Origin of the sequence: Qingshengfaniella alkalisoli, from assembly GCF_007855645.1 — a bacterium.
GTDB lineage: Bacteria > Pseudomonadota > Alphaproteobacteria > Rhodobacterales > Rhodobacteraceae > Qingshengfaniella > Qingshengfaniella alkalisoli.
This window is the reverse complement of record NZ_CP042263.1, coordinates 13986-38985: the sequence shown is the minus strand read 5'-3', so window position 1 is coordinate 38985 and position 25000 is coordinate 13986. Positions and strand designations below refer to the sequence as shown.

The window sequence follows — 25000 nt, the reverse complement described above, 5'->3', positions numbered from 1 at the left end:
TTACTCCTTGATATTGATGTCGACGCGCTGCCCGGTCTCCGCGCTTTCAATCGCACCGAGCACCATGGCGAGGCTGTAGATATTGTCCGTGCTGATCGTTTCGGGTGCCTGGCCCGTCTCGACCGCCTTTAGAAAGTCGGCGATGACGCTTGCATGGCCGCTGGTCTTGGACGCATCCGGCGCGTCGGGCATGTCGACTTGAGCAATCTCTCTCAGGAACCCGTTTTCACCCGTGACGACGCCAACCGAAAACATGTCATGCCCGTCCCAAAGCGCCGTGCCTTTGGTTCCGACCAGCCGCCATGACGATTCCCAGCTTGTGTTCGCGCCTTCTGCACACCACGATCCGCGATAAGTCAGAACCCGCCCTTCATCGAAGCCGAATATGGCATTGGCCGCTGCGCCATCACGATACCATGAGCCCTTGGGGTTCTGTTCCACGCAATAGACGTTCTGCGGCTGCCCGCCCAGAATGAAGCGCCCGGCATCAAAGGTGTGGATCGCCATGTCCAGCAACAGCACATGATCCATGTCTTCGCGGAAACCGCCGAAATGCGCGCCAATGAAGAAATCGCAATGAACCGACGTCAGGTCACCAATCGTGCCATCCTGGACCAGCCGCCGCAGCCGACGAACACCCGGAATGTAGCGTCGGTTCTGGACGATGCTGTGCAGACGGCCTGCCCGCGCGGCGGTGTCAATCAAGGCGCGGGCGTCATCCATGGACGTCGCCATCGGCTTTTCCGACAACACATGACACCCTGCTGCCAGCGCTTGCCCTGCAACATCAAACCGCGCGGCCGGAACGACGACATCAAACACGACTGTCGCGTCCGTTTGACCGATGACATCTGAAAGATCCGACCCGATGATCGCACCTGCCAGACCATGGCCGTCAGCAACCGTCTTCGCGCGATCAAGATCGAGATCGACGAGACCCACGATCTTCACGCTTTCGGACAGCTCGACGCTGCCCTGGATCGCCTTGATCCACCCTTCGGCCATAGCTCCGCATCCGGCCAGAACGGCACGCTGCATGCTTCCTCCCATCGCATCCCGCGCATGTCTTAAAGGCGCCGAGGTGATGCGTCTCCAGTTTCGTAAACGTTTACGAAAATCATTGTGCGAGTCCTACTTTTTGTCAATGAAAAGTTGTATGGAAATGGGGTCCGGTGTTTTGTCAGGTGTAGGAAGATAATTTTAATGACTGGAATCAAAGCCTTGGCGGATCACCTCGGGATTTCCATCGGAACAGTTTCCCGCGCACTGAACAACAAGCCCGATGTGAAGAAGGCGACACGCGCGCGCGTTCTGGCCGCTGCGGCCGAACTCGGGTACGCCCCGAACCAGTCCGGACGAAACCTGCGAAAAGGCAAAACCAATGCCGTAGGCTTCATGTTCGAGGCCGGCGATCCAGGCGCACATGGCGGCGACAACTTCTTCCTGTCGGTCGTGGCCAGCGCGCAAAGCGTCTTCAAGGCCCGGAACATCGATCTTGTCATGCTGCCCTGCGGACCGGACGAAACCCCTGTCGATTACCTCAAACGAATGGTGGCGCGGCGCTTTGTCGATGGCATCATCCTGACCGCGACGACACGCGACGACCCGAGGATCAGCTACCTGGAACGCACTGGCATCCCGTTCGTCGCCTTGGGTCGCAGCACCAGCGGAACGCGCTATCGCTGGATCGATCTGGATTTCGAGGGCGCCGCCCGTGAGGGCGTCCGGTTGCTCGCCCGTCATGGCCACCGCCGCCTCGCCGTCGCGATTCCCGAATCGGACGCCAATCTGGGCTATGTGTTCCGTGATGCCTTTCTGGATGCGCTTGTCGAAAATGGACTGGACCCGCAGCCCGATCTCGTTTTCCGCGTCGAATCCAGCGAGCAGGGCGGGCTGGATCTGAGCGAACAGCTTCTGGCCCGTGATCCGCGCCCCACAGCGGTCCTGCTCAGCTATGAATTGATGGCAATCGGACTGTATCACGGTTTGCAGAATGCTGGCCTGAAGCCCGGCGATGACCTCGCCATCGTCAGCCTGCGCGAGAGTCCGCAAATCCGGTTCCTGTCGCCCGCGCTGCCGAGTTTCCGACTGGATCTGCACGGTTTGGGTGCTGAACTGGCGCAGGCCCTGCTGGACGAGATGCAGAACCGCGACGTGCCACGAAAGACATCACAGGGGATGTTATGGCCGTTCGAGGCGCTGCCGAAACTGACCTAGCTTCGGTCCAGATCATCCGGACGGCGCATTCTCCGGGCGATGCGCCGTTGGCAGGGTAGACAGCCATTTTGCGTAATCCGGCGCAGCCGTACGTTGCAGCAAAGCGGCCAGGTCGTCCAATGGTCTCTCGCCGTAATCCACCCGCAAATCCAACGGCGGCGTTTTCGGCCCGACAATCTTGAGCGCTGCGGACTGGGTGCCCCGGCTGTCTCCACCCGCCGCCAATGCTCCTTTCAACGCGGCCAGCAAGCGCTCCGGGAAAGGGCCGGAATGCGCAACAAACGCGTCGGCGGCGCTGGCGACAACCGTTTCGTCGAGCAGCAGATTGCCACAGATCACCAGACCGGGCTGAACGGTGTGATCTGACACGGCGATGTTGCGCGCACCGGTGAATGCCGCGCCCCGTCCCTGCATGTCCAGCGCGCCCAATTGTCGCCATGCGCGCCCGGCATCAGTCTTTACAACATCGTCGATCACGTCGGCGGGCGGCGCATCACCCAAGCGCGACAGCGCCGCTTCTCCCCATAACGTGCTGGGCGCAAACCCTTGGCTGGCCGTGATCCCGCGCGTGGGATCTGCACGCAGCACCCACGCACCTACACACAGATTGCCCGTCATCGCTGCCCCGCCAACGGTGCCTGATTTTTCATCGCGGGCAAGGATAGAGATGGTCAATGGCGCGTCCTTCGATGCTATAGGCAGATTTCCTCTGGTCAGATTTATTTATCATGATAATTTAACTTCCGTAAGGTTAATAAATTTGAGCCGCAGGGGGAAAGATCATGTTCGGACCATTCAAGGCCAGCCAAAGCTTAATGGCGCTGACCGCAGCGCTGGCATTGACCGTTGGCGCAACTGTCACTTCAAAGGCCCAGACGCCGCCAGGCGTGCTGATCGTCGGACAGATTGCGGAACCCAAATCGCTGGACCCCGCCGCTGTCACCGCTCAGAACGATTTCCGCATCCTCGTGAACATCTATGACGGGCTGGTGCGCTACAAGGACGGCACGCTGGAAGTAGAACCTGCGCTGGCCGAAAGCTGGGACATCTCGGATGACGGCACTGAATACATCTTCCACCTGCGCGAAGGCGTGACCTTCCACGACGGCACGCCGCTAAACGCCGAAGCGGTGAAGTTCAACTTCGAACGCATGCTGAACGAAGACCACCCGTTCCACGACACGGGCCCCTTCCCGCTGGCGTTCTTCTTTTCGTCCATCGACAGCATCGAGGCGGTGGACGATCTGACCGTGAAAATGACGCTGAGCGAACCCTATGCGCCTCTTCTGTCAAACCTTGCCTATCCGACAGGGCTGATCGTCTCGCCCACCGCCGTAGGAGCGAACGGCGCCGATTTCGGACGCAACCCCGTGGGGACCGGGCCTTTCAAATTCGCCGAGTGGCGGTCAAACGAATTGGTGGCTGTCGAGGCATACGCAGATCACTGGGACGGCGCGCCCGCATCCGAGGCCGTGGTCTTCCGCCCGATCACCGACGCCAACACCCGCACGGCTGAAATGCTGTCTGGCGGGCTGGACATCATGTCCGAAGTGCCGCCCGTCTCACTGTCCGAATTCCAGAACGACAATTTCCAGATCTATGAACAGGCCGGCCCGCATCTGTGGTTCCTGATCCTGAACCTCAAGGAAGGCCCGTTCACCGACAAGCTGGTGCGTCAGGCCGCGAACTACGCGATCAACAAGACGGCGATTGTCGAGAACGTCCTTGAAGGCACCGCCGAAGTCGCCGCCGGCCCCACGCCGCCCGCTTTCGCCTGGGCCTATAACGAGGCGCTGGAGCCCTACCCCTACGACCCCGAAAAGGCCAAGGCCCTGCTGGAAGAGGCGTCGCCGGAGACAACCGAACTGACCTTCTACGTCACCGAAGGCGGGTCTGGGATGCTGGACCCCGTCGCGATGGGCACGGCCATTCAGGCCGATCTGAACGCGGTGGGCTTCGACGTGTCCATCGAAACCTATGAATGGAACACCTTCCTGGGCGAGGTAAATCCCGGTCTGGAAGGCAAGGCCGACATGGCGGAAATGGCGTGGATGACCAACGACCCCGACGTGTTGCCCTATCTGACCCTGCGGTCTGAGGCCTTCCCCGACCAGGGCGGGTTCAATTCCGGCTACTATTCCAACCCCGAAGTGGATGAACTGCTACAAACCGCCCGCGTGTCCACCGATCAGGACGAACGTGCCGAGGCCTACAAGCAGATGCAGGAAATCGTGCATGAAGACGCGCCGTGGGTCTTCGTGGCGAACTGGAAACAAAACGCCGTGTCCGGCGCAAATGTAGAGAACTTCCAACTGCAACCATCCTTCCTGCTTGAGTTGAAGGACGTCGCCAAGAACTAAAGCGGCGCCGGCCCTGCCCGCAGGGTCGGTTCATCCACCGGAGACAGCCATGGGACGCTATCTAGCCCGGCGATTGCTTTCGGCCATCCCGGTCATACTGGGGATCACGGTGATCGTGTTCCTGATCATGTCGCTGATCCCCGGAGATCCGGCGACAGCAATCCTTGGTTCTTACGCGACACCGGAGAACGTCGAAAAACTCAATCGCGACCTTGGTTTGGACAAGCCCCTGTTTCAGCAATACTTCATCTGGTTGGGCAATATGCTGCATGGCGATTTCGGCACGTCCTATTCCCTGAACCGCCCCGTGATTGACGAGGTGCTCGACCGCTTCTCCGCCACGCTGATCCTTGCAGGGGTGTCCTTCGTCCTGTGTTCGGTGTTTGGCATCATGGTCGGTGTGATCTCCGCCGCGCGGCAATACGGGTTGGCGGACAAGGCGCTGACCTTTGCCGTTCTGATCGGCATCTCGATCCCGTCCTTCTTCCTTGGTATGCTGCTGATCCTGATCTTCGCGGTGCGCCTGAAATGGCTTCCCGCATCGGGCATGTTCGCGATCTATGGCGGCGGCGATCTGCCCGACCTGATCAACCACCTGATCCTGCCCGCCTTCGCGCTGTCCGTGGTGGCCACCGGCGTCGTCGCCCGCCTGTCCCGGTCCGCGATGCTGGAGGTTCTGCGCCAGGACTACATCCGCACCGCCCGCGCCAAGGGTGTGGGCGAACGCGACGTGATCTGGCGGCACGCGCTGAAAGTGGCGATGGTGTCCATCATTCCGGTGCTGGGCATTCAGGCGGGCTTCGTGCTGTCCGGCGCCGTCTATATCGAGGTCGTCTTCCAGTGGCCCGGCGTCGGCCGCATGCTGGTCGACGCGATCCTGAAACGTGACATCCTTCTGGTGCAGGGCGGTGTCACCTTCGTCGCCGCCTGCTACGTGCTGTTCAACATCGTGGTCGACATCGCGCAGTCCCTGCTGGACCCGAGGATCAAGACATGACCTTTCTCAGGCTCCTGTTCCGCAACCGGCTGGCCGGCTTTGGTGCAATCGTGCTGGCGCTGATCCTGCTGCTGGTTCTGCTGGTGCCCGTGCTGCCCCTGCAAGCACCCGACGTCACGAACACGGCCAACCGCTTCCAGCCGGTGTTCAGTGACGGCCATCTGCTTGGCACCGACCACCTGGGACGCGATCTGCTGTCGCGGCTGCTGCATGGCACGCGGCTGTCCCTGGCCGTTGGCTTCGCCGCCGCGCTGATCGCGGCCAGCATCGGGTCGGCCATCGGAATAACCGCAGGCTATTTCGGCGGCACGACGGACAACATCTTCATGCGCACCATCGATATGCTGATGGCGTTTCCCTACATCCTGCTTGCGCTGGCCATTGTCGCGGCACTCGGGCCCGGTCTGGTGAACGCGCTGATCGCGGTGGCTGTCGTCAACATCCCTTTCTTCGCCCGCAACATCCGCGGGATTACCGTGGGGCTCGCCTCACGCGAATTCGTGGATGCCGCACGCTTGGCCGGGATGGGACATTTCAAGATCATCACCCGGGAATTGCTGCCCAATGTGCTGCCCGTCATCGTGATCGCCATGTCCACCACCATCGGCTGGATGATCCTTGAAACCGCCGGGCTGTCGTTCCTTGGTCTGGGGTCACAGCCGCCGCAGGCCGATCTCGGCTCGATGCTGGGCGAGGCGCGGTCAGCACTGATCACCAACCCGCATACCTCCGTTGTGCCCGGTGTGATGATTTTCCTGATCGTGATGAGCATCAACCTGCTGGGCGACGGCGTACGCGACGCGCTGGACCCGCGCCTGCGCTCGGGCGCGCTGTCGCGTCCCCTGCCCCGCACCATCGTCAAGCGCCTCGACAAGCCTGCTCCGCGGATCGACACCTCGGACGTGCTGCGCCTAGAGGCGCTGAAGACTGAATTTCATGTCGGCAAACGGACCTATCACGCGGTGAATCATGTCTCGCTGCGCGTCCGCCCCGGCGAATGTCTGGGCATCATCGGCGAAAGCGGATCCGGCAAATCGGTCACCGCGCTATCCGTCATGGGGCTTGTCGCCTCCCCGCCCGGCGTCATCACGGGCGGCGCCGTACGTTATCGCGGGCAAGATATCATCGACGCGCCTTATGGCGACCTGCGGCAGATGCGCGGCGAAAACGTGGCCTATATCTTCCAGGACCCGCTGGCGACGCTGCATCCGCTCTACAAGATCGGCAAGCAGTTGCGCGAAGCCATTCAGGTGCATCACAAGGTGTCGGACGCGGAGGCCGAAAAGCGTGCGCTCGACCTGATGCGGCAAGTGCGCATCCCCAACCCCGCGAACCGGCTGGATGTCTACCCGCATGAAATGTCCGGCGGGATGCGCCAGCGTGTGTCCATCGCCATGGCGCTGGCGAATGAACCCGACGTGATCATCGCGGATGAGCCGACCACCGCGCTGGACGTCACGGTACAGGCGCAGATCCTGTCGCTGCTGGACCAGCTGCGCCGCGAACGCGACGTGGCGATCATCTTCATCACGCATGACTTCGGTGTGGTCGCCCAGCTTTGCGACCGGGTGACCGTTATGTATGGCGGACGCATCGTGGAAGAAGGCACAACAGGCGATGTGCTTGACGCTCCCCGCCACCCCTACACCAAGCGGCTGATCGATTGCGTACCGGAATTGGGCGGTGGCAAACGCGAACTTGCAGCCATTCCCGGCCTGCCGCCCGCCGTGGACGACTTGCCCCCCGGCTGTGCCTTCGCGCCCCGCTGCGACAAGGCGCGCGACGAATGCAAACAGCACGACGTCGCCCTGCGCGAAGACGGCGACCGCGCCTTCCGCTGCCTGTTTCCGGAAGGAGATACCGCATGACGCTTGCCATGGATGTGCAGAAGCTGACCAAGGTATTCTACGGCAAATCCGGCCTGTTCAGCGGCCCGCCGCCGCAAGTTCAGGCCGTCAAGGATGTATCCTTCGAGGTAGCGCAGGGCGAAACGCTGGGCATCGTGGGCGAAAGCGGCTGCGGCAAGTCCACGCTGGCGCGGATGCTGGTGGGGCTGCTGTCCCCGACCGAGGGCCGCATCGCCATTGCCGGGCGCGATCTGGCCGATAATGCCGGGCGGGACCCGGCCGAGTTCGGGCGGCGCATCCAGTATGTCTTTCAGGATCCGATTAGTTCGCTGAACCCGCGCAAGACGATCCGCCAGATCATCGAGGCACCGCTGAAGCTTTTGCACAATATGCCCAAGGCGAAGCGCGACGCCCGGATCGCCGAGATATTCGACGCCGTGAATCTGCGGCACGAATTCCTGACCCGTTACCCGCATGAGTTTTCCGGCGGACAGGCTCAACGCATCGGCATTGCCCGCGCGCTGGCGGCGGCCCCCGCGATCCTCATTCTGGATGAACCCGTCTCGGCGCTGGATGTGTCCGTTCAGGCTCAGGTGCTGAACCTGCTCGCGCAGCTGAAGGACGACTTCAACCTGACCTATCTGTTCATCAGCCATGATCTGGCCGTCGTCGAAGCCGTGTCCAACCGCGTTGCCGTTCTGTATTTCGGGCGCATCGTGGAAATCGGGCAAGCGGATCGGATCTTCAGCGCACCCAAGCATCATTACACGCGGCTGCTTGCGGATTCCGCCCCCGTGGTGGGGCGTGCGTTGACCGCACCGGAGAAGGCGAATACCGAATTGCCCGACCCGTTCAACCCGCCGCCCGGCTGTGCCTTCGCGGATCGCTGCCCAGCCGCCACCGATATTTGCCGCACCGAAGTGCCGCCGCTACGTAGGATGACTGCTGGCCATGACGCCGCCTGCCACCACCCAATCGGACAGTAAAACCAAGAGATCCCGCCCGCAACAGGTCGCGGATGCCATCAAGGCCGATATCGTCGCCGAGCATCTTGGCCCTGGCGATCGGCTGCCGTCGGAGCCCGAACTGATCGAACGCCACGGCATGGCCAAGGGCACGATTCGTGAAGCCGTCCGGTTGCTGGAAGCGCAAGGGCTGGTGAAAACGCGCACCGGGCCGGGGGGTGGCGCATTCGTGAATGCCCCCAGCGACGGGCGCACACAGGCATTGTTGTCAAACTACTTCTACTTCAAGAACCTGTCGGTCAGCGACATCTACACGTTGCGCCGCCAGTTGGAACCGGAACTGGCCGCAAGCCTTGCCGGTACGCTGAGCGACCAGCAACTGTCCGCGCTGGAAGCCCATCTCGACGCGACCGCCCATCCATCGATGGATGCGCAAAGCGAACGGCAGCAACATGTCGCCTCGCTTGCCTTCCATCGCACGCTGGCGGGTTTTTCCGACAATGCGCTCTTGGGGTTCGTCGTGGGTTTCCTGGCCAATGTGCTGACGGAACTGACGGTCAACAAACAGCTTTACGAGCCGCGCAATGACGAATTGCGGCGCCGTGGACATGAATATCAAGTGACCCTTCTCGACGCGCTTCGGGATGGCAAATCCAGCGAGGCCCGCGACATCATGGCCGCGCATATGGTCATGGCTGAACGGGCGATGAAGGACCAGGAAATCATCATGACCCGCCGCTTCATGGCCGAGGAAGGCAGCCTGCATGACTGATCCCCTGCTCGACACATTACGCGAACTGCTTGCCATCCCCAGCCCGACCGGCATGACCGATGACATGGCCGATATGGTCGCGGACCGCCTGTCCCGCGCGGGGCTGGCAATCACACGCAGCAATCGCGGGGCTGTCCGCGCCAGATGGGACGGGCAAAGCAGCCGCCGCATCGGGATATCGGCGCATCTCGACACGCTCGGCGCGATGATCGGGCACATGCCGGCGTCGGGGCGGCCGGAGCTTCTGCCCATCGGCACATGGTCGGCCCGTTTTGCCGAAGGCGCGCGGGCATCGGTTTTCACCCGGACGGGCGACGTCATCCGCGGCACGATCCTGCCCAGGCGCGCCTCCGGCCACCGCTATGGCAACGCGGTCGACAAACAACCCACCCGTTGGGACAATCTGGAATTGCGCCTCGACACGGATGACACAGCCACCGTCACGACCGGCGACTACGTCGCGCTTGATCCGGGGTTGGAGATCACGCCAAACGGCTTCATCAATGCGCGCTATCTGGACAACAAGGCGGGCATCGCCTGCCTGCTCAGCGCAATCGAGCAGATGAAGGCGGCGGGCGACACCCCGAAACACAGCCTCGATTTCCTGTTTCCCGTCACCGAGGAAACCGGCACAGGGGCTTCTCATATGGCCGATGGGCTGGATGATCTGATCGCGCTCGACATCGCCATTATCGCACCGGAACAGGCAAGCCACCCCACGGGCGTCACCCTGATCGCGATGGACAGCGGCGGGCCATATGACCGCAAGCTGACCGCTTCGCTGCGCCGGTTATGCGAGCGGGACGGAATCACGCATTCGGTTGACGTGCTGCGCCACTACTATTCCGACACCTATCCCGCGACGCTCAGCGGTGCCGATATCCGATGCGCGGCCATCGGCTTCGCCTGCGACGCAAGCCATGGCTGGGAACGCACGACACGCGCCTCGCTGACGGAAACGACCCGCCTTCTGACATCTCTGCTGCGAAACGGGTTGGACGGCGACTGAATACGGGACCGCCGGATTTCTCGGCAAAACCCGCCCCTGCTTGCCCGGATTTCCGGCGAATACCCCCGATCAGCCCCCTGAATCCGGCTTCTCGACGGTCGCGCTGACTTGATCCCGCGATTGACACGGTGCTAACGACACGGAAATCTGTTATCAGACATCCCCGCAATATCGGAGACCGGCATGAACCGCACCCTCACATCAGGCCTGATCGCCTTCACCGCGATCGCAGGCAGCGCGCAGGCGCAGGATACCTTCACCGTTTCATGGTGGGGCTATAACGGCGACAAGCTGCAAGCCAACATCATCGAGCCGTTTCAGGAAATGTGCGATTGCGAGGTCGTGTTCGAGACCGGCAACAACGCCGACCGCCTGAACAAGCTGGCGATCCGCAAGGGCGCGGGCGTGGACGTGATCTTCCTGACCGACAGCTATTCGCAGATCGGCATCGAACAGGGGCTGTTCCAGGAGGTCGACCGCGCCAAGATCCCCAATGTCGAAAAGCTTTACGACATGGCGCAGGCCCCGCAGGGCAATTACGGCCCCGCCTATTCCATCGGTCGCGTGGGCATCGTCTACGACTCCGAGAAGGTCGAACCGATCACCGGCTGGAGCGACCTTTGGCGCGACGATCTGGCAGACGCCATCGCGCTGCCCGGCATCACCACGACATCGGGCCCGATGATGGTTCTGCGCGCTGGCACACATGCCGGTGCCGACGCCTATGAAGACGCGGACGTCGCCTTCGGCGCGATCGAGGAACTGAAACCCAATGTCGTGAAGACCTACCGCACCGGGTCCGAGATGGTGAACCTGATCTCCACGGGCGAAGCGACCGTTGCGGTCACACAGGATTTCACACTGGCATCGTTGCAGGACGCCGTGCCGTCGATGGTCTGGGCCGATCTGTCCGATGGCGACATCGCCACGCTGAACACGATCAACATCCCGACGGGTGCCGCCAATGTCGATCTGGCGCATGAGTTCATCAATTTCGTCCTGTCCACCGAGATCCAGCAGATCGAGGCCGAGCAAGGCGTCGACGCCCCCGTCAACGACGATGTCGAACTGACCCCCGAAGAAGCAGCGCTGTGGACCTACGGCGACGACATGATTGCCAGCCTGAACCGACTGGACTATGAGGCGCTGAACGCGGCCAAGACAGACTGGATTGACCGCTGGAACGAAATCTTCGGCATGTGATCCATCCGGATCGCTAGGTTAGTCGGGGGGCGGATGAACCGCCCCTTGTCATAAGGAGCGATGCCCCATGCGCCCCCGTCTTCTAGGCTGGCTTCTGGCCCTTCCCGCGACGCTCGCGGTTGCGGTGTTCCTCGGCCTGCCGGTGCTCAGCACACTGTCCACCACCGTCACGCAGTCAGACGGTGTTTTCGCCACCTATTCCGAGTTCTTCGGCAGCGGGTTCCGTCGCACCGTCTTGTGGCGCACGACCGAAATCGCGCTGATCACCACGCTCATTTCCGCGCTGATCGGGTTCATCACCGCCTATGTCGTGTCGCGCACGCCGGGCCGGATGAAAAGCCTGTTGATCATCGCGGCCGTCTTTCCGCTGCTGACGGGCGTCGTGGTCCGGTCCTTTGCGTGGTTGATCATTCTGGGACGCAACGGCATCCTGAACGAATTCCTGCAATGGACGGGCATCATCACCGAACCGCTTTCGATGCTTTACACCGAAGGCTCGGTGATCGTGGCGATGGTCTATCTGTTCGTCCCGCTGATGATCCTGACCTGCGTGGGCGTTCTGGAAGGTATCCCCGAAGACCTTCTGCAAGCCTCGTCATCGCTGGGCGCATCGCCTTTTGCTACCTTCTGGCAGGTGATCTTCCCGCTGGCGGTGCCCGGCCTGATCGTAGGCGCGGTGCTGGTTTTTACCGGATCTTTTACATCCTATGCGACGCCGCACCTGCTGGGCGGTGAAGCGCAGATGATGATGGGCACCTTCCTGCATCAACGCGCCATGGTCACCTTTGACTGGATCGGCGCCTCCACCATCGCGGCCATCATGACCGTCGTGACCATCGCCATCGTGCTGGTCATGAGCAAGATCGCCCGTCGCCTCAACCCGGCTGCTGTCTGATGAAAACACGTCCCCATTTCCTTCTGGTGGCCTTCGCCACGCTGGTCTTCCTGTTCCTTGTCGGGCCGCTCGTCATCATCATCGGCGCGTCGCTGTCGGATACCAGCTTTCTGACCTTCCCTCCGCGCGGGATCACGCTGCACTGGTATCAGAACATCTTCGAGATTTCGGCCTTCCGCCGCACGATGGTTACCAGCGCCTCGCTCGCCCTGATCGGCACGGCACTGTCGCTGCTGGTGGGCATCCCCGCCGCCTATGCGCTCAATCGCTACCGGATCGAGCTGCCGCCGTTTCTGTCCACGGTGTTCGTGCTGCCGATCCTCGTGCCGGAAATCGTGCTGGGCTTTTCGCTGATGAAGTCGATCACCACCACAATGGGCGTGCCGGTCTACACCACGCTGATCATCGGCCATGCGCTGCTGGTACTGCCCTATTGCGTTCGGGTGGTGTCGGCATCGCTGTCGTCGTTCGATTTCTCAATCGAAGAAGCCGCCGTGTCCCTTGGTTGCCCACGCTGGAAGGCGTTCTTCACCATCGTTCTGCCCAATGTGAAAGCGGGCGTGATCGCCGCCTTCATTCTCGCACTGATCACCTCGATCAATGACGTATCGGTGTCGCTGTTCCTGACCGGCCCCGGCGTTTCCACCCTGCCCATCCAGCTTCTGGCGCATATGGAGCAGTTCTTCGATCCCACCATCGCCGCAGTGTCCGTTCTGCTGATGCTCGTCACCGTCGGTGTGATGGCCGTCGTCGAACTGACCCTTGGCCTGACATTCCTGACGAAGTGACATGACCGTATCCCTTTCACTTTCCAATGTGACCGCCCATTACGGCACCACCAAGGTGCTCGAAGACCTGTCCCTGCATGTCGGCGAAGGCGAGCTTGTCTCGCTGCTCGGCTCATCGGGGTGCGGCAAGACGACGACGTTGCGGCTGGTGGCGGGCTTCCTGCGCCCCACATCGGGTGACATCAAGCTGGGCGAGCGCGACCTGACCCGCCTGCCCGCGCATGCCCGCAATATCGGGCTGGTGTTCCAGAACTACGCCTTGTTTCCGCATCTGAACATCCGTGACAACGTGGCTTTCGGGTTGAAGCAACGCCGCCTCGGCAGCACGGAACGCCGCAAACGCGCAGGCGATATGCTGGACCGCGTGGGTCTGACCCAGCTCGGCGACCGCTATCCGGCGGAATTGTCGGGTGGCCAGCGCCAGCGCGTAGCCCTTGCCCGCGCCCTTGTGATCGACCCGCCGCTTCTGATGTTTGATGAACCGCTATCCAACCTCGACGCCAAGCTGCGTGTGGACATGCGCGTCGAAATCCGCCGCCTGCAACGCGCCAACGGCACAACCGCGCTTTATGTCACCCACGACCAGGAAGAAGCGTTTTCGATCTCCGACCGCGTTGCAATCATGAACGCAGGCCGCATCATGCAGCTCGACGCGCCGGAAGTCCTGTATTCGCGCCCCGCCAACAGTTTCGTGGCCAATTTCGTGGGCTTCGAGAACATGATTCCGATGAGCGTCGTTGCCGAGGCGGGCGACGCTGTCCGTGTGCAGGCCCAAGGCGGTGCGACGCTGGATCTGCCACGCGAAAGCTTTCAGATCGCGCACAAGGATTTCATCTTCGCCACTCGCCCCGATGGTCTGCGCGTCGCGTCCGAAGGCAACGGCATCCCCGCAAAGCTGGGTCTGCGCACCTATCTGGGTCGCGCTTACCAATACCGCTGCGAAACAGCTGCCGGTGAATTTGTCGCCAACGGCCCGTTGTCCAACCCGATGGAGCCGGGCACCAACGCCGTCCTCGTCCCGCAAGCCGATCAATGCTGCATCCTGCCAAGCGAGGCCGCGTGACCCTTCTGACCAATGCCCGCATCCTGACAATGGACGCGGATATGACGGAAATCGAGCGCGGCTGGATAAGGATCGACGGGGACCGGATCACGGCGCTCGGGACAGGCACACCCGACGACATCACAGGCGCGACAGATATGGGCGGCGATCTGGTCATGCCCGGCATGGTCAACCCGCACAGCCATATTGCCATGACCCTGTTTCGCGGTTTGGGCGAAGACGTCGACGACCGTCTGTTCCGCTACATCCTGCCACTGGAACGCGAATGCGTGACTGCCGACGCCGTATCCACAGGCGCACGCCTTGCGACGCTGGAGCTGATCCGGGGCGGCGTCACCACCGTGGCGGACATGTATTATTTCGAGGCGGAGATCGGCCGCGCCGTGGCCGATGCGGGCATACGCGGCGTTGTCGGCCAGACGCTCGGCAACTTCGACGCCCCGGACCACGACAGCTTCGATCAGGCCTTTGCCCTGACAGACGCCTTGGTCGATGAATTCAGAAACCACCCCCGCGTGACCCCGTCCATCGCGCCGCATGCCCCCTACTCTACCGGGCCCGAGATCATGGCCCGCGTCGCCCGCTGGGCCGCCGATAATCCGGGCGTTCCGGTGCAGATGCATCTGGGCGAAACAGATGGCGAAAACGACTGGTCCCGCGAACATGGCGGCACGCCTGTTGAAATCACCGACCGCGCTGGCCTGCTGATCCCCGGTCTGATCGCCGCGCATTGCCTGCATGTGAGCGACAGCGACATTTCGCTCATGGCAGAGCGCGGCGTGGGTGTCGCGCATAACGCGCGCGCCAATGGCAAGGGCGGGCGCGGCATTGCACCCGTGACTGAAATGCGCGGGGCGGGAATCCCCGTGGGTATTTCCACGGATGGGCCGATGAGCAGCAACACGCTGGACCTGTTTTCCCAGTTTGCGCCCGTATCCATGTTCCAGAAACTGCGCGGGCACAGCCGCAAGCCCATGCCCTCGCGCGACGTGATCCGCATGGCCTCCATCGAGGGCGCACAAGTGCTGGGCATGGCCGACCGCATCGGGTCGCTGGAGGTCGGCAAACAAGCCGACCTGATCCGCATCAGTCTGGACGATCCGCGCCTGCAACCCGTCTATGACATCTATTCGACGCTGGTCTTTGCCGCTGGCCCGTCCGATATCCGCGCCACCATGGTCGCGGGTGAATGGCTGATGCAGGACCGACAGATGATAACGCTGGAGACCGCGCGGATCATGTCGGACGCGCGACAGGTGGCCCACACCTTCGGTGCCAAGATCGCTGAAATCGACAGGAGATCCACATGACCCGCAACGTCATCATCGACACCGACCCCGGCATAGACGACGCCATCGCGATTCTTTTTGCCCTGTCGGTCAAGGGTCTGACGGTGCGGGGTATCACCACGGTTGCCGGAAATATCGGCCTGTCCAACACGACCCGGAATGCACTGCGCATCCTCGCGCTGGCGGACCGCTCGGATATTGCCGTCTATCCGGGTGCAGACAAGCCCTTGACCCGTCCCGGTATCAGCGAAGAGAAAATCCACGGCACGGACGGGCTGGGCGGCGTGACCTTCCCTGATCCGCAAAGCGCGGCGCAAGACGGCGATGCGGTCACCTATCTCGCTGCGGCTCTGAATGCTGCGCAGGAAAGAACTCTGGATATCCTCGCACTTGGCCCGCTGACCAACATCGCACGGCTGATCCAGACCGATCCGGACGCCGCCCGCCGCATCGGTCGCCTGATCGCCATGGGCGGCGCGATTGACGAGCCGGGCAATGTCGGGCCGCGCGCCGAGTTCAATATTGCCAATGACCCCGAAGCCGCCGAAATCGTCCTGCAATCGGGGTTGCCCATCACCCTGATCCCGCTGGATGTCACACGTCAGGTGCGCGCGGACCGCGCCTATCTGGACCGTCTCGCCGCACTTGGCACACCCAAGGCCAGTACCGCCCGCGCGCTGATCGAAGCCTATTTCGCCAGCACAACCGGTGGTGAAAGCCGCCCGCTGCACGACCCCTGTGTGCCGGTCTTCGCGCTGCGTCCCGATTTGTTCGGATGCGAACGCACAGGGCTTTCGGTCAACACGGATGAGGCCGACCGTGGCGCCCTGACGCGTGCGGACAGCCATCCCATCGACGTCACGATGACGGTCGACGCCCCTGTCGCGCTGGACCTACTCGCCCGCGCGTTGGGGTAGCGCCGCGCGGACCAGTTCCACCCAATACCGCACGCCGGTCGGGATCGCGTCATCGTTGAAGTCATATCGCGTGTTGTGATGCAGTGCCCCGTCCTGCGCGGGGCCATTGCCCAGCCACACATAGCAGCCCGGCACCTCTTGCGAGAAATCGGCGAAATCATCGCCCGCCGTGGATGGGGGAAACTCGGTCAGCACATCGCCCGCACGCGCCGCCGCCTGCCGTGAAATCCCGGTCGGGTCTTTCGCGTTCACCACCGGTGGGATGCGCCGGATGAACGTGTAGTCGCAGTCGATCCCGAAACTCGCCGCCGCACCATGGGCCAGCCGGCCAATCGCCGCTTCAAGCTGATCGCGCACTTCGGGGGTGTAGGCCCGCGCCGTGCCGCCGATTTTCACCTCGTCGGGGATCACGTTCAGCGCGTCAAAATCGCCGGCCGACAGCGCGCAGGCGCTGACAACGGCAGGTTGCAAGGGATCTACTTCCCTTGCGACTACATTGTGCAAAATGGACAGGAAATGCGCAGCACAGGTCACTGCGTCTTTGCCCAGATGCGGCTTGGCCCCGTGTGTGCCCACGCCCTTGAAGGTCGCCGTCCAACTGTCGGACGACGCAAGCTGCGGCCCTTCGACCACCGCGATCTGATCCACCGCCAACCCCGGCATGTTGTGCAGCCCGTAAACGGCATCGACCGGGAAGCGATTAAAGAAGCCATCCGCCATCATCGCGCGCGCGCCACCGCGGCCTTCCTCGGCGGGCTGGAAAATGAAATGCACCGTCCCGTCAAAGCCGCCTTCACGCGCCAGTTGCTCCGCCGCGCCCAGCAACAGCGTCGTGTGCCCGTCATGGCCGCAGGCATGCATGCGATTTTCCACCGTCGATTTCCACGGCGGGTTACCGATCTCCGGCATTGCCAGCGCATCCATATCGGCGCGCAGCCCGATGGCCCGATTGCCCGACCCCAGCCGCAACGTGCCCACGACGCCCGTCTTGCCAAGCCCGCGATGCACTTCGATGCCCGCCGCTTCCAAACGTTCGGCCACGATGGTGCTTGTGCGTGTTTCCTCGAACCCAAGCTCGGGATGTGCGTGCAAATCGCGCCGCAGTGAAACCAGGTCATTCAGAATGTCGCTTTGCATCGCTCGCCCCTTGCGCTGTGTCGCCCCGTTCCTATTGTGCCGCGACAAAGACTGACAAGGGCATATCCATGGAAATATCACCGCAGGACTACTGGCAGCATGTCTATCCGGACAGTCTGGAAACCGGCATCCTGAACACAAGCAGCTTCGCCGCCAGCCTGCCGGACGACCGCCGCCTTCTGCTGCCCATCCGCACTTTGCCCGGCGGTCAGAACAAGGGCGTCGCGTCGCTCATCCTGAACCAAGCCAGTTTCGAAGTGCTCGACACACTGGCCGATTTCGTCGCGGACCAGTTATATGCCCATGATCCGCAAGTGGTGATCGGCGTGCCCACGCTCGGCCTGCCTCTGGCAGAGGCGGTTGCGCGCAGGCTGGGGCACACGCGAATTGTGCCGCTCAGCACCTCGCGCAAGTTCTGGTACGACCCCGACTTGTCGCAGCCTTTGGGATCGATCACCTCACCCGACCAGGCCAAGACGCTTTACATCGATCCGCGCATGATGTCGCTGCTGGACGGCACGCGCGTGGCCGTGGTCGATGACGTGCTGAGTTCCGGCAAATCCATCGCGTCGGTTCTGGCGCTGCTGGGCAAGATCAATCTGCGCCCTGTCGCTATCGGCTGCGCCATGCTTCAAAGCCGTCGCTGGGAGAATGTAGTAGGCAATATCCCAACAGTATCCGCCATCGCAACGCCGCTGTTGCAGCGCTCGGGCAAAAGCTGGACCGAAGCCGAGGATCAGAAAACCACCGGGTGAGTTTCTCCTGTGCCGACCTGCACCAGCCCCTGCGGCGCGTGATCACTGGGCGCGACGAGATTCCATCGCCAGGGCGAACAGGTCAGCGTTGCAAAGGCCAGCTTTTCAGGGAAACCGGGCAGCCATTTGGGATGGAAAGACGGCTCGTACATCCAGTCCACCTGTGCGCCCGCCTCGTAAAGCGCTTGCATGTCGGCGTGCAATTCAGCGGCAGACCGGCAAGTCATCAACCCGGCGATTTCATATCGCACACGTGCCGTGACCTTGCCGCGGTAGATCAATACCCAGCCGCCGCCCATCTCGGCCAGTGCATTCACGCAATCCGCCATGGCCTGATCGGATGACCCCACGCACCATACATTGTGCTTGTCATGTGCCATGGAACAGGCAAGCGCCGTATCCGCATCGCGCGGCCCGCAGCCCTTCCAGAACATCTTCGACACTGCGCCCGTGCCGGAATAGCGATCCACTATCGCGAATTTGGTGATGTTGTTCGCTGCGTCCCGCTGCACAGCACCGTCCATGACGGGCAGGTCTTCGGTCAGGAAGTCATCCGTCCAGTGGAAGGGACGCAGGACCGCCGCGTTCATCGTGTCGCGATCCGGCGCGGCCTCGACCCGAAAATCATCCGCCACAAGCGCACGCCCGACATTCACCGTTTGCGTGGCCCATTCCGGCCAGTTGATCTCGGGCACCTCGGGCAGATAGGTCTTGCCCCGCGACACCTGCTGCCCATCTGCCCAAACCTCGGCGATGTCGAAGCGATCCAGATCCGACAGCAGCACGAAATCCGCAAATCGCCCCGGCGCGATGGTCCCCACCCAAGGCGTCAGCCGCATATGCCGCGCGGGATTGATCGTGACCATCTGAATCGCCATATCCGCGGATAAACCGGCCTCTATCGCCAAGCGGACATTGTGATCCGTGGCGCCCAAGGCAAGCGTGTCGGATGCGCTGCGGTCATCAGTGGTCAGCGCCAGTTGGGACCAATCCTGCAAACCCCGTTCCAGCAAACCGCCGATGATTTCAGGCAGCGTATGGATCCGGATTTCCACGAACAGGCCGCGTCGCAGCTTGTCCCAGGCTTCTTCGGCGGTCCATGCCTCGTGATCGGATGAAATTCCCGACGCCGCGAAGGCGTTGATGTTCGGCAGACCGCGGATGCCCGCCGCGTGACCTTCGACCACCGCGCGCGCATCCCATGTGGCCTCGATCATCGACCACAGCCGGTCATGCGCGGGATTGTCGGCGTCGCGCACGGCGGGCCAGTCCATGACCTCATCCAGCCCGGCAGCCCAAAGCGACTGTTTCAGGAATCGGCTCTGATCCGTCCCATCCAGATGCGCGCCATGTTCCCAGGCCGTCGGTGGCACAGCGGACCCAGGCAGCGGGAAAATTTTCAGCGGCGACCCCGCGCGGCGCGGCGCCAACCAGAAATCCATCGTGCGGTCCGGCACGACATTGGAAAATTCATGGCTGGCCTCGCAGGTCCACGTGTTGCCGCGCGGCACGACCAGCGCCGCTTCCCATTCGGGTGTCAGATGCGAGCTTTCGATATGCTTGTGTATCTCGCCCAGACCCGGCACCGCCGCCAGATGCGTCCGGTCTACGACATCCGCCGCATCGCCCGTGTAGCTGCCGCGCGGCCCGACAAACGCAACCCGCCCCGCATGGCAAACGATCTCGGCATCCTCGATCCAGCTACGGGTCTGGCTATCGAAGACACGCGCCACCCGCACCAGCCGGTCCGCCACCTGCCGGCCAAGCGCGACCTGCACCAGTTGCTGCCTGGTTTTGCGTTCCTGCGCTGCGTTCAGTTCATCCATGGACATCGGTCAGAATCCGTCTATTCAAAGGGGTGGCGATCAGCGTCCGGCTAGCGCGCGAAATCCGGCACCACAGCGCGACAGGCTGCCATTGCTTTGTATTCCCGTTGCTTTTTAAGATCGCAAAGAAACTACTTTCCGACGATCTCGGCGATGGCCTTCGTGATCCGGTCCACCTCGTCCTCGGCCAGCGCGCGACCCGACAGCTTGATCTGCAACCCGTTTCGTTGCGCCCTGCTTTCCATCTTCAGATCGCCGAGCGCAACCACTTTTCCAGCGGGCGCCAACTTCGGCTTGGCATCGCCGGATTTGGCGTCGGCCCGCAATCGCGGGATCAGTTCGCGATATTTGCGCTTCGGGGTCGTGGCGACATTTACCGTCTCGATGATCCGGTCATGCAGTTCGACGCAGGATTGACCAAGCGACACATCCCCCGGCGGCACACCCAGCCGTTCTGCCAGTTCCGCCTGCGTCAGATCGGTGTGCCCCTGCGCAATCAAACCGATGGACAGCAATTCCTCGAACCCCGACAGATCCTGCCGCATGGTATTCTCAAGGAAGCGCTCTTCCAGATCGGCCAATTTCGCGTCACCCGTTTCCGTCGATATGACCGCCAGCACCGGAAGCCCCAGCGCCCTGGCAGCGGCCAAGCGGCGACGGCCCGACTGTAGCACGAACCGCGCATCCCCGGCGAAAGGCTCCTGCGCATTCGGCTGCCAGTCCTTCCGCGTCGGCCGAACGCGAACAGGCTGACGTTGACCGCGACGGCGCATATCGGCCACCAGCGCCTCGAAGGCGTCGTCCTTTTCCCACGCGCGCAGCCGATCGGTGCCCACCTCATCGTCGATTTTATCCGCGGATATACTTATGGCCGTCACGCCATGCAGAATGCTGTCCGACACCGATTTCTGAACCTCGCGCAGCCGCGCTTGCAGCAAGTTGGTCGCCGACCCGCCCCAGAAACCGCCGATGCCGCCAGCCGCGGGTGTGCCCGGCCCGGTGTCTTCCGCCGGAAGCGTGGCGTCGAGTTTGCGTTTGCGTGGCATCAGCTTAACTCCAGTGATCCTCAATGAATGTCTCCGCGAATCCTCTGCCCGGCAGTTCGGGCCATACCCTGCGCAACAAGGCATCGTTCACAGAGTTTGCGTTTTCCATAAAGGACCGTGCGGAGGCCCGTCTGGCACGCGGCGGCAGGTATTCATAGATACTTTTGTATTCCTCGGCGGCGTTGGCGATGGCATCGGATCGAGCATACCACACCTGCAGAATATCCTGCGGGGCCTTGCGCCACAGGTCGAGTATCTGCCCGGTGTCGCGGTCGTTCTGTTCCTGCACGATGGTCGGCAGCACCACATGCGCGCCGCGCCCGACTTTCAGGTCTGGCTCGAACGTCATGACGAAATCGAGGTATTCGGAAATCGACGTCACATAGGTCGCCAGCGTCGCCAGGTCGAAGCCCTTCATCGTCTGCGGGATCACCACGCTGTCCGCGGCGATCAACCCGTTGAGTTGCACAAGCGTCAGGCTGGGCTGCTGGTCGATCACGATCAGATCGACGGTTTCGGTCAGCGCCGCATCAAACCGGTCGGGCAAGAACGCACCACTTGCATCGCGCAGATCGGCGGGGCTGGTGCGTGGGCCATAAGCATCGTCCCAGCGCGCAATGGCATCTTTGAGCACGCGATACACATGCCGCCCTTCGCGCGACAGGAAATAGAGACTGATATCGCCGTTCTGGATATCCGGCCCGCCGGGGATAAGCCGGATGCCCGACCAGGGCGTCGGCGCCCAGATCGCGTTCAGATCGGCAGCGGGCGTTTCAGTCAGGCGCAGATCGGTCGGGTCGTCGATCCCCATGAAACGCGCCATGGTCGGCGTTTGCGGATCGAACAGGCGCAGGGCGTTGTCCGCGAAGTAAAGGCTTGCCGTGGCTTGCGGGTCCGCATCGATCACGCCCACGCGCAGCCCGTAGAACAGGTTCACATACTGCGCGAAATGGGCCGCCGACAGGCTTTTCCCGGTGCCACCCTTCTGCGCGCCGAACGTCACCACCCGCAGCGGATCACCCGGTTCGCGCCAGTACAGGCATGGCTGCCCCGCGTTGCCATGCGACGACAGGATCGCGCGGATGCGCAGTATCTCGGCGGGAGAAAAGCTGCGCTCACGTCCGGCCAACGCGCCATCGGGGAAGGCCGGGTCCGTCTGGGACAAGCACAGCAGCGTTGCCGTATCGACCCCGATAAAGCCCGCGACCTCGGACAGAGTGAAGCGGCGCGAAACCCGTTCGCGCATCGTCAGATCCCGCTGGAGCCGCGTATTCACCGACCCCATCACGCGGGTCAGATTCCTGATGAACTGATCGAACTGCCCGTCTGCCACTGTTTCATATCCGCGGATATGACGGTTTTGGAACCGCCCTCATACTGATAGTTGTGGCTGAAAGACCCTCACCACGCAAGCGGTGGTGTCGGGATTGTGGGATTTCCAGCGTGATATCCGCCCGGACACGGCGCCGCATACTTGTCCGGCAACCCGACAGATAAGAAAATAAGGACCGCCGCCCTTAAATCACGCCATAGGCAAAACATTGGTTCGCCTTGGTCAGCATGGCCGGAACGCCGTTCGCATGCGCCCCGCGCCTTTGGGCCAACTGTGTGCCAGGGTGCGCCTCACGCCGCTTGCAAAGGCTCGGCATGCGGCAGAAATGGGTCACAAAACCATCTGAGGAAATTCGTCATGAAACAAATTGCCTTGACTGCCACCGCGATTGTCGGATTTGCCGGAATGGCTCAGGCCGATTTCGGACCGCTGGTAACACCCGCCGAGCTGAACGACGCGCTGTCCGCTGACGCGCCGGTCGTGCTGGATATCCGCGGAGACGCCTATGCAGACGGCCATATCGACGGTGCGGTGTCCGCGCCTTATGCGCTGTTTCGCGGCCCTGCCGACAACCCCGGCCAGATCATCCCCGAAGAGCAGTTGGAAACCACCTTCGAAACGCTTGGCCTGTCACTCGACCGGCCCGTCGTCGTCGTGCATCAGGGATCGGATCAGTCCGATTTCGGGGCTGCCGCGCGGGTCTACTGGACGCTGAAGTCCTCCGGCTTCACCGATCTGGCGATCCTCAATGGCGGGGCGAGCGCATGGGACGCCGCCGGGCTGCCCACCAGCACCGAAGCCGTCACGCCCGACCCCACCGATCTGGACATCACCTTTTCCTATCAATGGACAGCCGACACGGACGAGGTTGCCCATATCGTCAATGGCGACGAAGCCGCCGTCCTGGTCGATGCCCGCCCCGATGATTTCTATCAGGGCCGCAAATCGCACGGCGCGGCCAGCCGCCCGGGCACCTTGCCCGAAGCCGAGCAACTGGTACATTCCAGCTGGTTTGCCGAGAATTCCAATGACATCGGCGGCGTGGCCAACGTGACCGAGTTGAAAGACAGCCTGGGTATCACGGATGGCGAGCCGGTCGTGTCCTTCTGCAACACCGGTCACTGGGCCGCGACCAACTGGTTCGCACTGTCGGAGCTGGCGGGGATCGAGAACGTCAAACTCTACCCCGGTTCGATGGTCGAATACTCCAAGACCGACAACCGGATGGCCAATGTGCCGGGTCTGCTGAAAAACCTGATCGGCCAGATCAAAGGGCAGAACTGATGGCGCAAAGCCAGATCGACACGGCCGCGCCCGTCGGCGCTGGCTTCGCACTGAAGCGCGGCGGGCTGTTGCTCGCCGCCGTCGCGTTCATCCTGTTCGTCACACTGTTTGCCGGTGCGCGTTATGGGCTGCTTTTGAGCATTGGCCTGGGCTTCGGCATCACGCTCGAAGGCTTGAGGTTCGGTTTTGCCGGGCCTTGGCGGGCGATGATCCTGCGCCGTGATCCCGCGGGCATTCTTGCGCAACTGCTGGCGATCGGGCTGGTGACAGTCGTCGCCCTGCCCCTGCTGGCCGCACATCCGGGTGAACTCGTAGGGGCGCAAGCCCCTGTCGGTTGGGCGATGATCGGTGGCGCCTTCGTTTTCGGCACCGCGATGCAAGTCGTGCTGGGCTGCGGGTCGGGCACGCTGGTCAATGCGGGCTCGGGCAATCCGATCGGCCTTCTGGCCCTGCCTTTCTTCGCGATCGGCAGCTTCGCGGGCGCTTACAACCTGATCTGGTGGACCGATCTGGGCGCGCTGCCGATCATCACCTTTAACGGCGGCACGGGCGTCGCGATCACGCTGGTTCTGTTGGCGGCGGTGGCGGTTCTGCTGCTGAGGTTCGCCCCGCCGGAAAACCGCAACATCCCCCCGCGCTACATTTTCGCCGCATTGTTGCTGGCCGCGCTGGCGCTCGGGAACCTGGTGATCGCGGGCCAGCCCTGGGGCGTGGTCTATGGCCTTGGCCTGTGGGTCGCCAAAGGGGTATCCGCCATGGGCGGCGATCTGACGGCCTCCGCCTTCTGGGCAGCGCCCTCCACGATGGAGCGGGTCCAGAGCAGCGTGCTGACCGACTACACCTCGCTCACCGATTTCGGGATCATCGCGGGCGCGTTCGGCGTGGCGGCATGGCGTCGTGGCGGGCTGGACCAACCCCTGCCGAAGCTGCCCGCGAAGGCATGGATGGCTACGGTGGTGGCAGGCTTCCTGCTGGGCTATTCGTCGCGGCTGGCCTTTGGCTGCAATGTCGGTGCCTTCTTTTCCGGCATTTCCACCGGCAGCCTGCATGGCTGGGTCTGGTTCGTTGCCGCCTTCGCCGGTGCCTATTACGGCATCAAGCTGCGACCCATGCTTGGACTGGAGGCCCGCAAATGACCCGTAAATTCACCGCATCTGTGGCCGTTGCCCTCGTGGTGGGCGTGATCGGGTTCGATCTGGCCGCCTCCCCGCCCAACCCCTATGTCGCGCCGCCCATGCTGGCGCTTGGCTCGGGCCAGGTGGCGGCAGGCGGGTTCTGCGGGGCGCTGCCCGACTGA

General features: G+C 62.6%; 23 protein-coding genes. 17 read left to right on the top strand and 6 right to left on the bottom strand.

All coding sequences use genetic code 11. The features are described from left to right. Positions 1-1038 (bottom strand): Gfo/Idh/MocA family protein, encoded by a 1038-nt coding sequence (locus FPZ52_RS13660; RefSeq protein ID WP_146366175.1) that lies wholly within the window; start codon positions 1036-1038, stop codon positions 1-3. A gap of 165 nt (positions 1039-1203) precedes the next feature. On the opposite strand from FPZ52_RS13660, the gene FPZ52_RS13655 reads away from it, so the two are divergent. Further along, positions 1204-2217: a LacI family DNA-binding transcriptional regulator gene (locus FPZ52_RS13655; RefSeq protein ID WP_146366174.1), complete on the top strand. Its 1014-nt coding sequence runs from the start codon at positions 1204-1206 to the stop codon at positions 2215-2217. A 12-nt stretch (positions 2218-2229) separates the two neighbouring features. Here the strand turns inward: FPZ52_RS13655 and FPZ52_RS13650 are convergent, their stop codons facing one another. Further along, complete coding sequence (locus tag FPZ52_RS13650) at positions 2230-2892, bottom strand: DUF1028 domain-containing protein (protein WP_146366173.1); 663 nt, start codon at positions 2890-2892, stop codon at positions 2230-2232. Positions 2893-3032: 140 nt separating this feature from the next. Between FPZ52_RS13650 and FPZ52_RS13645 the strand changes: the two genes are divergently transcribed. The 12 genes from FPZ52_RS13645 to FPZ52_RS13590 all read left to right on the top strand — a co-directional run bounded on the left by FPZ52_RS13645 (position 3033) and on the right by FPZ52_RS13590 (position 16322). After that, positions 3033-4577, top strand: a complete 1545-nt coding sequence (locus FPZ52_RS13645) for an ABC transporter substrate-binding protein (protein ID WP_240804488.1) — start codon at positions 3033-3035, stop codon at positions 4575-4577. Positions 4578-4626: 49 nt separating this feature from the next. Next, positions 4627-5574, top strand: a complete 948-nt coding sequence (locus FPZ52_RS13640) for an ABC transporter permease (RefSeq protein ID WP_146366171.1) — start codon at positions 4627-4629, stop codon at positions 5572-5574. Further along, positions 5571-7442, top strand: coding sequence for a dipeptide/oligopeptide/nickel ABC transporter permease/ATP-binding protein (locus tag FPZ52_RS13635; RefSeq protein ID WP_146366170.1), 1872 nt, complete (start codon positions 5571-5573; stop codon positions 7440-7442). Before FPZ52_RS13640 ends, FPZ52_RS13635 begins: the two co-directional genes overlap by 4 nt. After that, entirely contained in the window at positions 7439-8407 is a 969-nt protein-coding gene (locus tag FPZ52_RS13630) for an ABC transporter ATP-binding protein (RefSeq protein WP_146366169.1), read from the top strand. Before FPZ52_RS13635 ends, FPZ52_RS13630 begins: the two co-directional genes overlap by 4 nt. Beyond that, positions 8373-9158 (top strand): FadR/GntR family transcriptional regulator, encoded by a 786-nt coding sequence (locus FPZ52_RS13625; RefSeq protein WP_146366168.1) that lies wholly within the window; start codon positions 8373-8375, stop codon positions 9156-9158. Before FPZ52_RS13630 ends, FPZ52_RS13625 begins: the two co-directional genes overlap by 35 nt. Continuing rightward, complete coding sequence (locus FPZ52_RS13620) at positions 9151-10167, top strand: M20/M25/M40 family metallo-hydrolase (protein ID WP_146366167.1); 1017 nt, start codon at positions 9151-9153, stop codon at positions 10165-10167. Before FPZ52_RS13625 ends, FPZ52_RS13620 begins: the two co-directional genes overlap by 8 nt. 183 nt (positions 10168-10350) lie before the next feature. Then, positions 10351-11370 carry a polyamine ABC transporter substrate-binding protein gene (locus FPZ52_RS13615; RefSeq protein WP_146366166.1) on the top strand — a complete coding sequence of 340 codons (1020 nt, stop codon included), beginning with the start codon at positions 10351-10353 and terminating at the stop codon, positions 11368-11370. Positions 11371-11437: 67 nt separating this feature from the next. Next, positions 11438-12265 carry an ABC transporter permease gene (locus FPZ52_RS13610; RefSeq protein WP_146366165.1) on the top strand — a complete coding sequence of 276 codons (828 nt, stop codon included), beginning with the start codon at positions 11438-11440 and terminating at the stop codon, positions 12263-12265. Continuing rightward, positions 12265-13053: an ABC transporter permease gene (locus tag FPZ52_RS13605; protein WP_420851724.1), complete on the top strand. Its 789-nt coding sequence runs from the start codon at positions 12265-12267 to the stop codon at positions 13051-13053. Before FPZ52_RS13610 ends, FPZ52_RS13605 begins: the two co-directional genes overlap by 1 nt. A 1-nt stretch (position 13054) precedes the next feature. Continuing rightward, the gene (locus FPZ52_RS13600) at positions 13055-14116 is read left to right on the top strand and encodes an ABC transporter ATP-binding protein (RefSeq protein ID WP_146366163.1); all 1062 of its coding nucleotides are present in this window, start codon (positions 13055-13057) and stop codon (positions 14114-14116) included. Next, the gene (locus FPZ52_RS13595) at positions 14113-15426 is read left to right on the top strand and encodes an amidohydrolase family protein (RefSeq protein WP_240804480.1); all 1314 of its coding nucleotides are present in this window, start codon (positions 14113-14115) and stop codon (positions 15424-15426) included. The genes FPZ52_RS13600 and FPZ52_RS13595 overlap by 4 nt, the downstream gene beginning before the upstream one ends. Beyond that, a complete protein-coding gene (locus tag FPZ52_RS13590) occupies positions 15423-16322 on the top strand; it encodes a nucleoside hydrolase (RefSeq protein ID WP_146366161.1) in 900 nt (299 codons plus the stop codon). The genes FPZ52_RS13595 and FPZ52_RS13590 overlap by 4 nt, the downstream gene beginning before the upstream one ends. On the opposite strand, the gene FPZ52_RS13585 is transcribed toward FPZ52_RS13590, so the two are convergent. Further along, positions 16299-17459, bottom strand: a complete 1161-nt coding sequence (locus FPZ52_RS13585; protein WP_146366160.1) for a M20 aminoacylase family protein — start codon at positions 17457-17459, stop codon at positions 16299-16301. The genes FPZ52_RS13590 and FPZ52_RS13585 overlap by 24 nt on opposite strands. Positions 17460-17527: 68 nt before the next feature. On the opposite strand from FPZ52_RS13585, the gene FPZ52_RS13580 reads away from it, so the two are divergent. Then, positions 17528-18214, top strand: coding sequence for a phosphoribosyltransferase (locus FPZ52_RS13580; protein WP_146366159.1), 687 nt, complete (start codon positions 17528-17530; stop codon positions 18212-18214). Here the strand turns inward: FPZ52_RS13580 and FPZ52_RS13575 are convergent. The 3 genes from FPZ52_RS13575 to FPZ52_RS13565 form a co-directional block, all read right to left on the bottom strand. Then, a complete protein-coding gene (locus FPZ52_RS13575) occupies positions 18196-20040 on the bottom strand; it encodes an adenine deaminase (protein WP_240804479.1) in 1845 nt (614 codons plus the stop codon). The genes FPZ52_RS13580 and FPZ52_RS13575 overlap by 19 nt on opposite strands. A gap of 131 nt (positions 20041-20171) precedes the next feature. Next, positions 20172-21086, bottom strand: coding sequence for a ParB N-terminal domain-containing protein (locus FPZ52_RS13570; protein ID WP_168201364.1), 915 nt, complete (start codon positions 21084-21086; stop codon positions 20172-20174). A gap of 4 nt (positions 21087-21090) precedes the next feature. Further along, positions 21091-22419 carry an AAA family ATPase gene (locus FPZ52_RS13565; protein ID WP_146366156.1) on the bottom strand — a complete coding sequence of 443 codons (1329 nt, stop codon included), beginning with the start codon at positions 22417-22419 and terminating at the stop codon, positions 21091-21093. 357 nt (positions 22420-22776) lie between these two features. On the opposite strand from FPZ52_RS13565, the gene FPZ52_RS13560 reads away from it, so the two are divergent. From FPZ52_RS13560 to FPZ52_RS18970, 3 genes are read left to right on the top strand one after another with little or no spacing between them, the layout of a single operon-like run. After that, positions 22777-23703 (top strand): sulfurtransferase, encoded by a 927-nt coding sequence (locus tag FPZ52_RS13560; RefSeq protein WP_146366155.1) that lies wholly within the window; start codon positions 22777-22779, stop codon positions 23701-23703. Continuing rightward, positions 23703-24839, top strand: a complete 1137-nt coding sequence (locus FPZ52_RS13555) for a YeeE/YedE family protein (RefSeq protein ID WP_146366154.1) — start codon at positions 23703-23705, stop codon at positions 24837-24839. Before FPZ52_RS13560 ends, FPZ52_RS13555 begins: the two co-directional genes overlap by 1 nt. Beyond that, positions 24836-25000, top strand: a complete 165-nt coding sequence (locus FPZ52_RS18970; RefSeq protein ID WP_168201363.1) for a hypothetical protein — start codon at positions 24836-24838, stop codon at positions 24998-25000. Before FPZ52_RS13555 ends, FPZ52_RS18970 begins: the two co-directional genes overlap by 4 nt.

Bases quoted from the DNA above. Each gene is read 5' to 3' on its own strand.
- FPZ52_RS13585 (WP_146366160.1), bottom strand. From the start codon at position 17,459: ATGCAAAGCGACATTCTGAATGACCTGGTTTCACTGCGGCGCGATTTG.
- FPZ52_RS13615 (WP_146366166.1), top strand. From the start codon at position 10,351: ATGAACCGCACCCTCACATCAGGCCTGATCGCCTTCACCGCGATCGCA.
- FPZ52_RS13610 (WP_146366165.1), top strand. From the start codon at position 11,438: ATGCGCCCCCGTCTTCTAGGCTGGCTTCTGGCCCTTCCCGCGACGCTC.
- FPZ52_RS13575 (WP_240804479.1), bottom strand. From the start codon at position 20,040: ATGGATGAACTGAACGCAGCGCAGGAACGCAAAACCAGGCAGCAACTG.
- FPZ52_RS13580 (WP_146366159.1), top strand. From the start codon at position 17,528: ATGGAAATATCACCGCAGGACTACTGGCAGCATGTCTATCCGGACAGT.
- FPZ52_RS13605 (WP_420851724.1), top strand. From the start codon at position 12,265: ATGAAAACACGTCCCCATTTCCTTCTGGTGGCCTTCGCCACGCTGGTC.
- FPZ52_RS13620 (WP_146366167.1), top strand. From the start codon at position 9,151: ATGACTGATCCCCTGCTCGACACATTACGCGAACTGCTTGCCATCCCC.
- FPZ52_RS13600 (WP_146366163.1), top strand. From the start codon at position 13,055: ATGACCGTATCCCTTTCACTTTCCAATGTGACCGCCCATTACGGCACC.
- FPZ52_RS13625 (WP_146366168.1), top strand. From the start codon at position 8,373: ATGACGCCGCCTGCCACCACCCAATCGGACAGTAAAACCAAGAGATCC.
- FPZ52_RS18970 (WP_168201363.1), top strand. From the start codon at position 24,836: ATGACCCGTAAATTCACCGCATCTGTGGCCGTTGCCCTCGTGGTGGGC.
- FPZ52_RS13635 (WP_146366170.1), top strand. From the start codon at position 5,571: ATGACCTTTCTCAGGCTCCTGTTCCGCAACCGGCTGGCCGGCTTTGGT.
- FPZ52_RS13570 (WP_168201364.1), bottom strand. From the start codon at position 21,086: ATGCCACGCAAACGCAAACTCGACGCCACGCTTCCGGCGGAAGACACC.
- FPZ52_RS13645 (WP_240804488.1), top strand. From the start codon at position 3,033: ATGGCGCTGACCGCAGCGCTGGCATTGACCGTTGGCGCAACTGTCACT.
- FPZ52_RS13655 (WP_146366174.1), top strand. From the start codon at position 1,204: ATGACTGGAATCAAAGCCTTGGCGGATCACCTCGGGATTTCCATCGGA.
- FPZ52_RS13555 (WP_146366154.1), top strand. From the start codon at position 23,703: ATGGCGCAAAGCCAGATCGACACGGCCGCGCCCGTCGGCGCTGGCTTC.
- FPZ52_RS13660 (WP_146366175.1), bottom strand. From the start codon at position 1,038: ATGCAGCGTGCCGTTCTGGCCGGATGCGGAGCTATGGCCGAAGGGTGG.
- FPZ52_RS13590 (WP_146366161.1), top strand. From the start codon at position 15,423: ATGACCCGCAACGTCATCATCGACACCGACCCCGGCATAGACGACGCC.
- FPZ52_RS13630 (WP_146366169.1), top strand. From the start codon at position 7,439: ATGACGCTTGCCATGGATGTGCAGAAGCTGACCAAGGTATTCTACGGC.
- FPZ52_RS13560 (WP_146366155.1), top strand. From the start codon at position 22,777: ATGAAACAAATTGCCTTGACTGCCACCGCGATTGTCGGATTTGCCGGA.
- FPZ52_RS13640 (WP_146366171.1), top strand. From the start codon at position 4,627: ATGGGACGCTATCTAGCCCGGCGATTGCTTTCGGCCATCCCGGTCATA.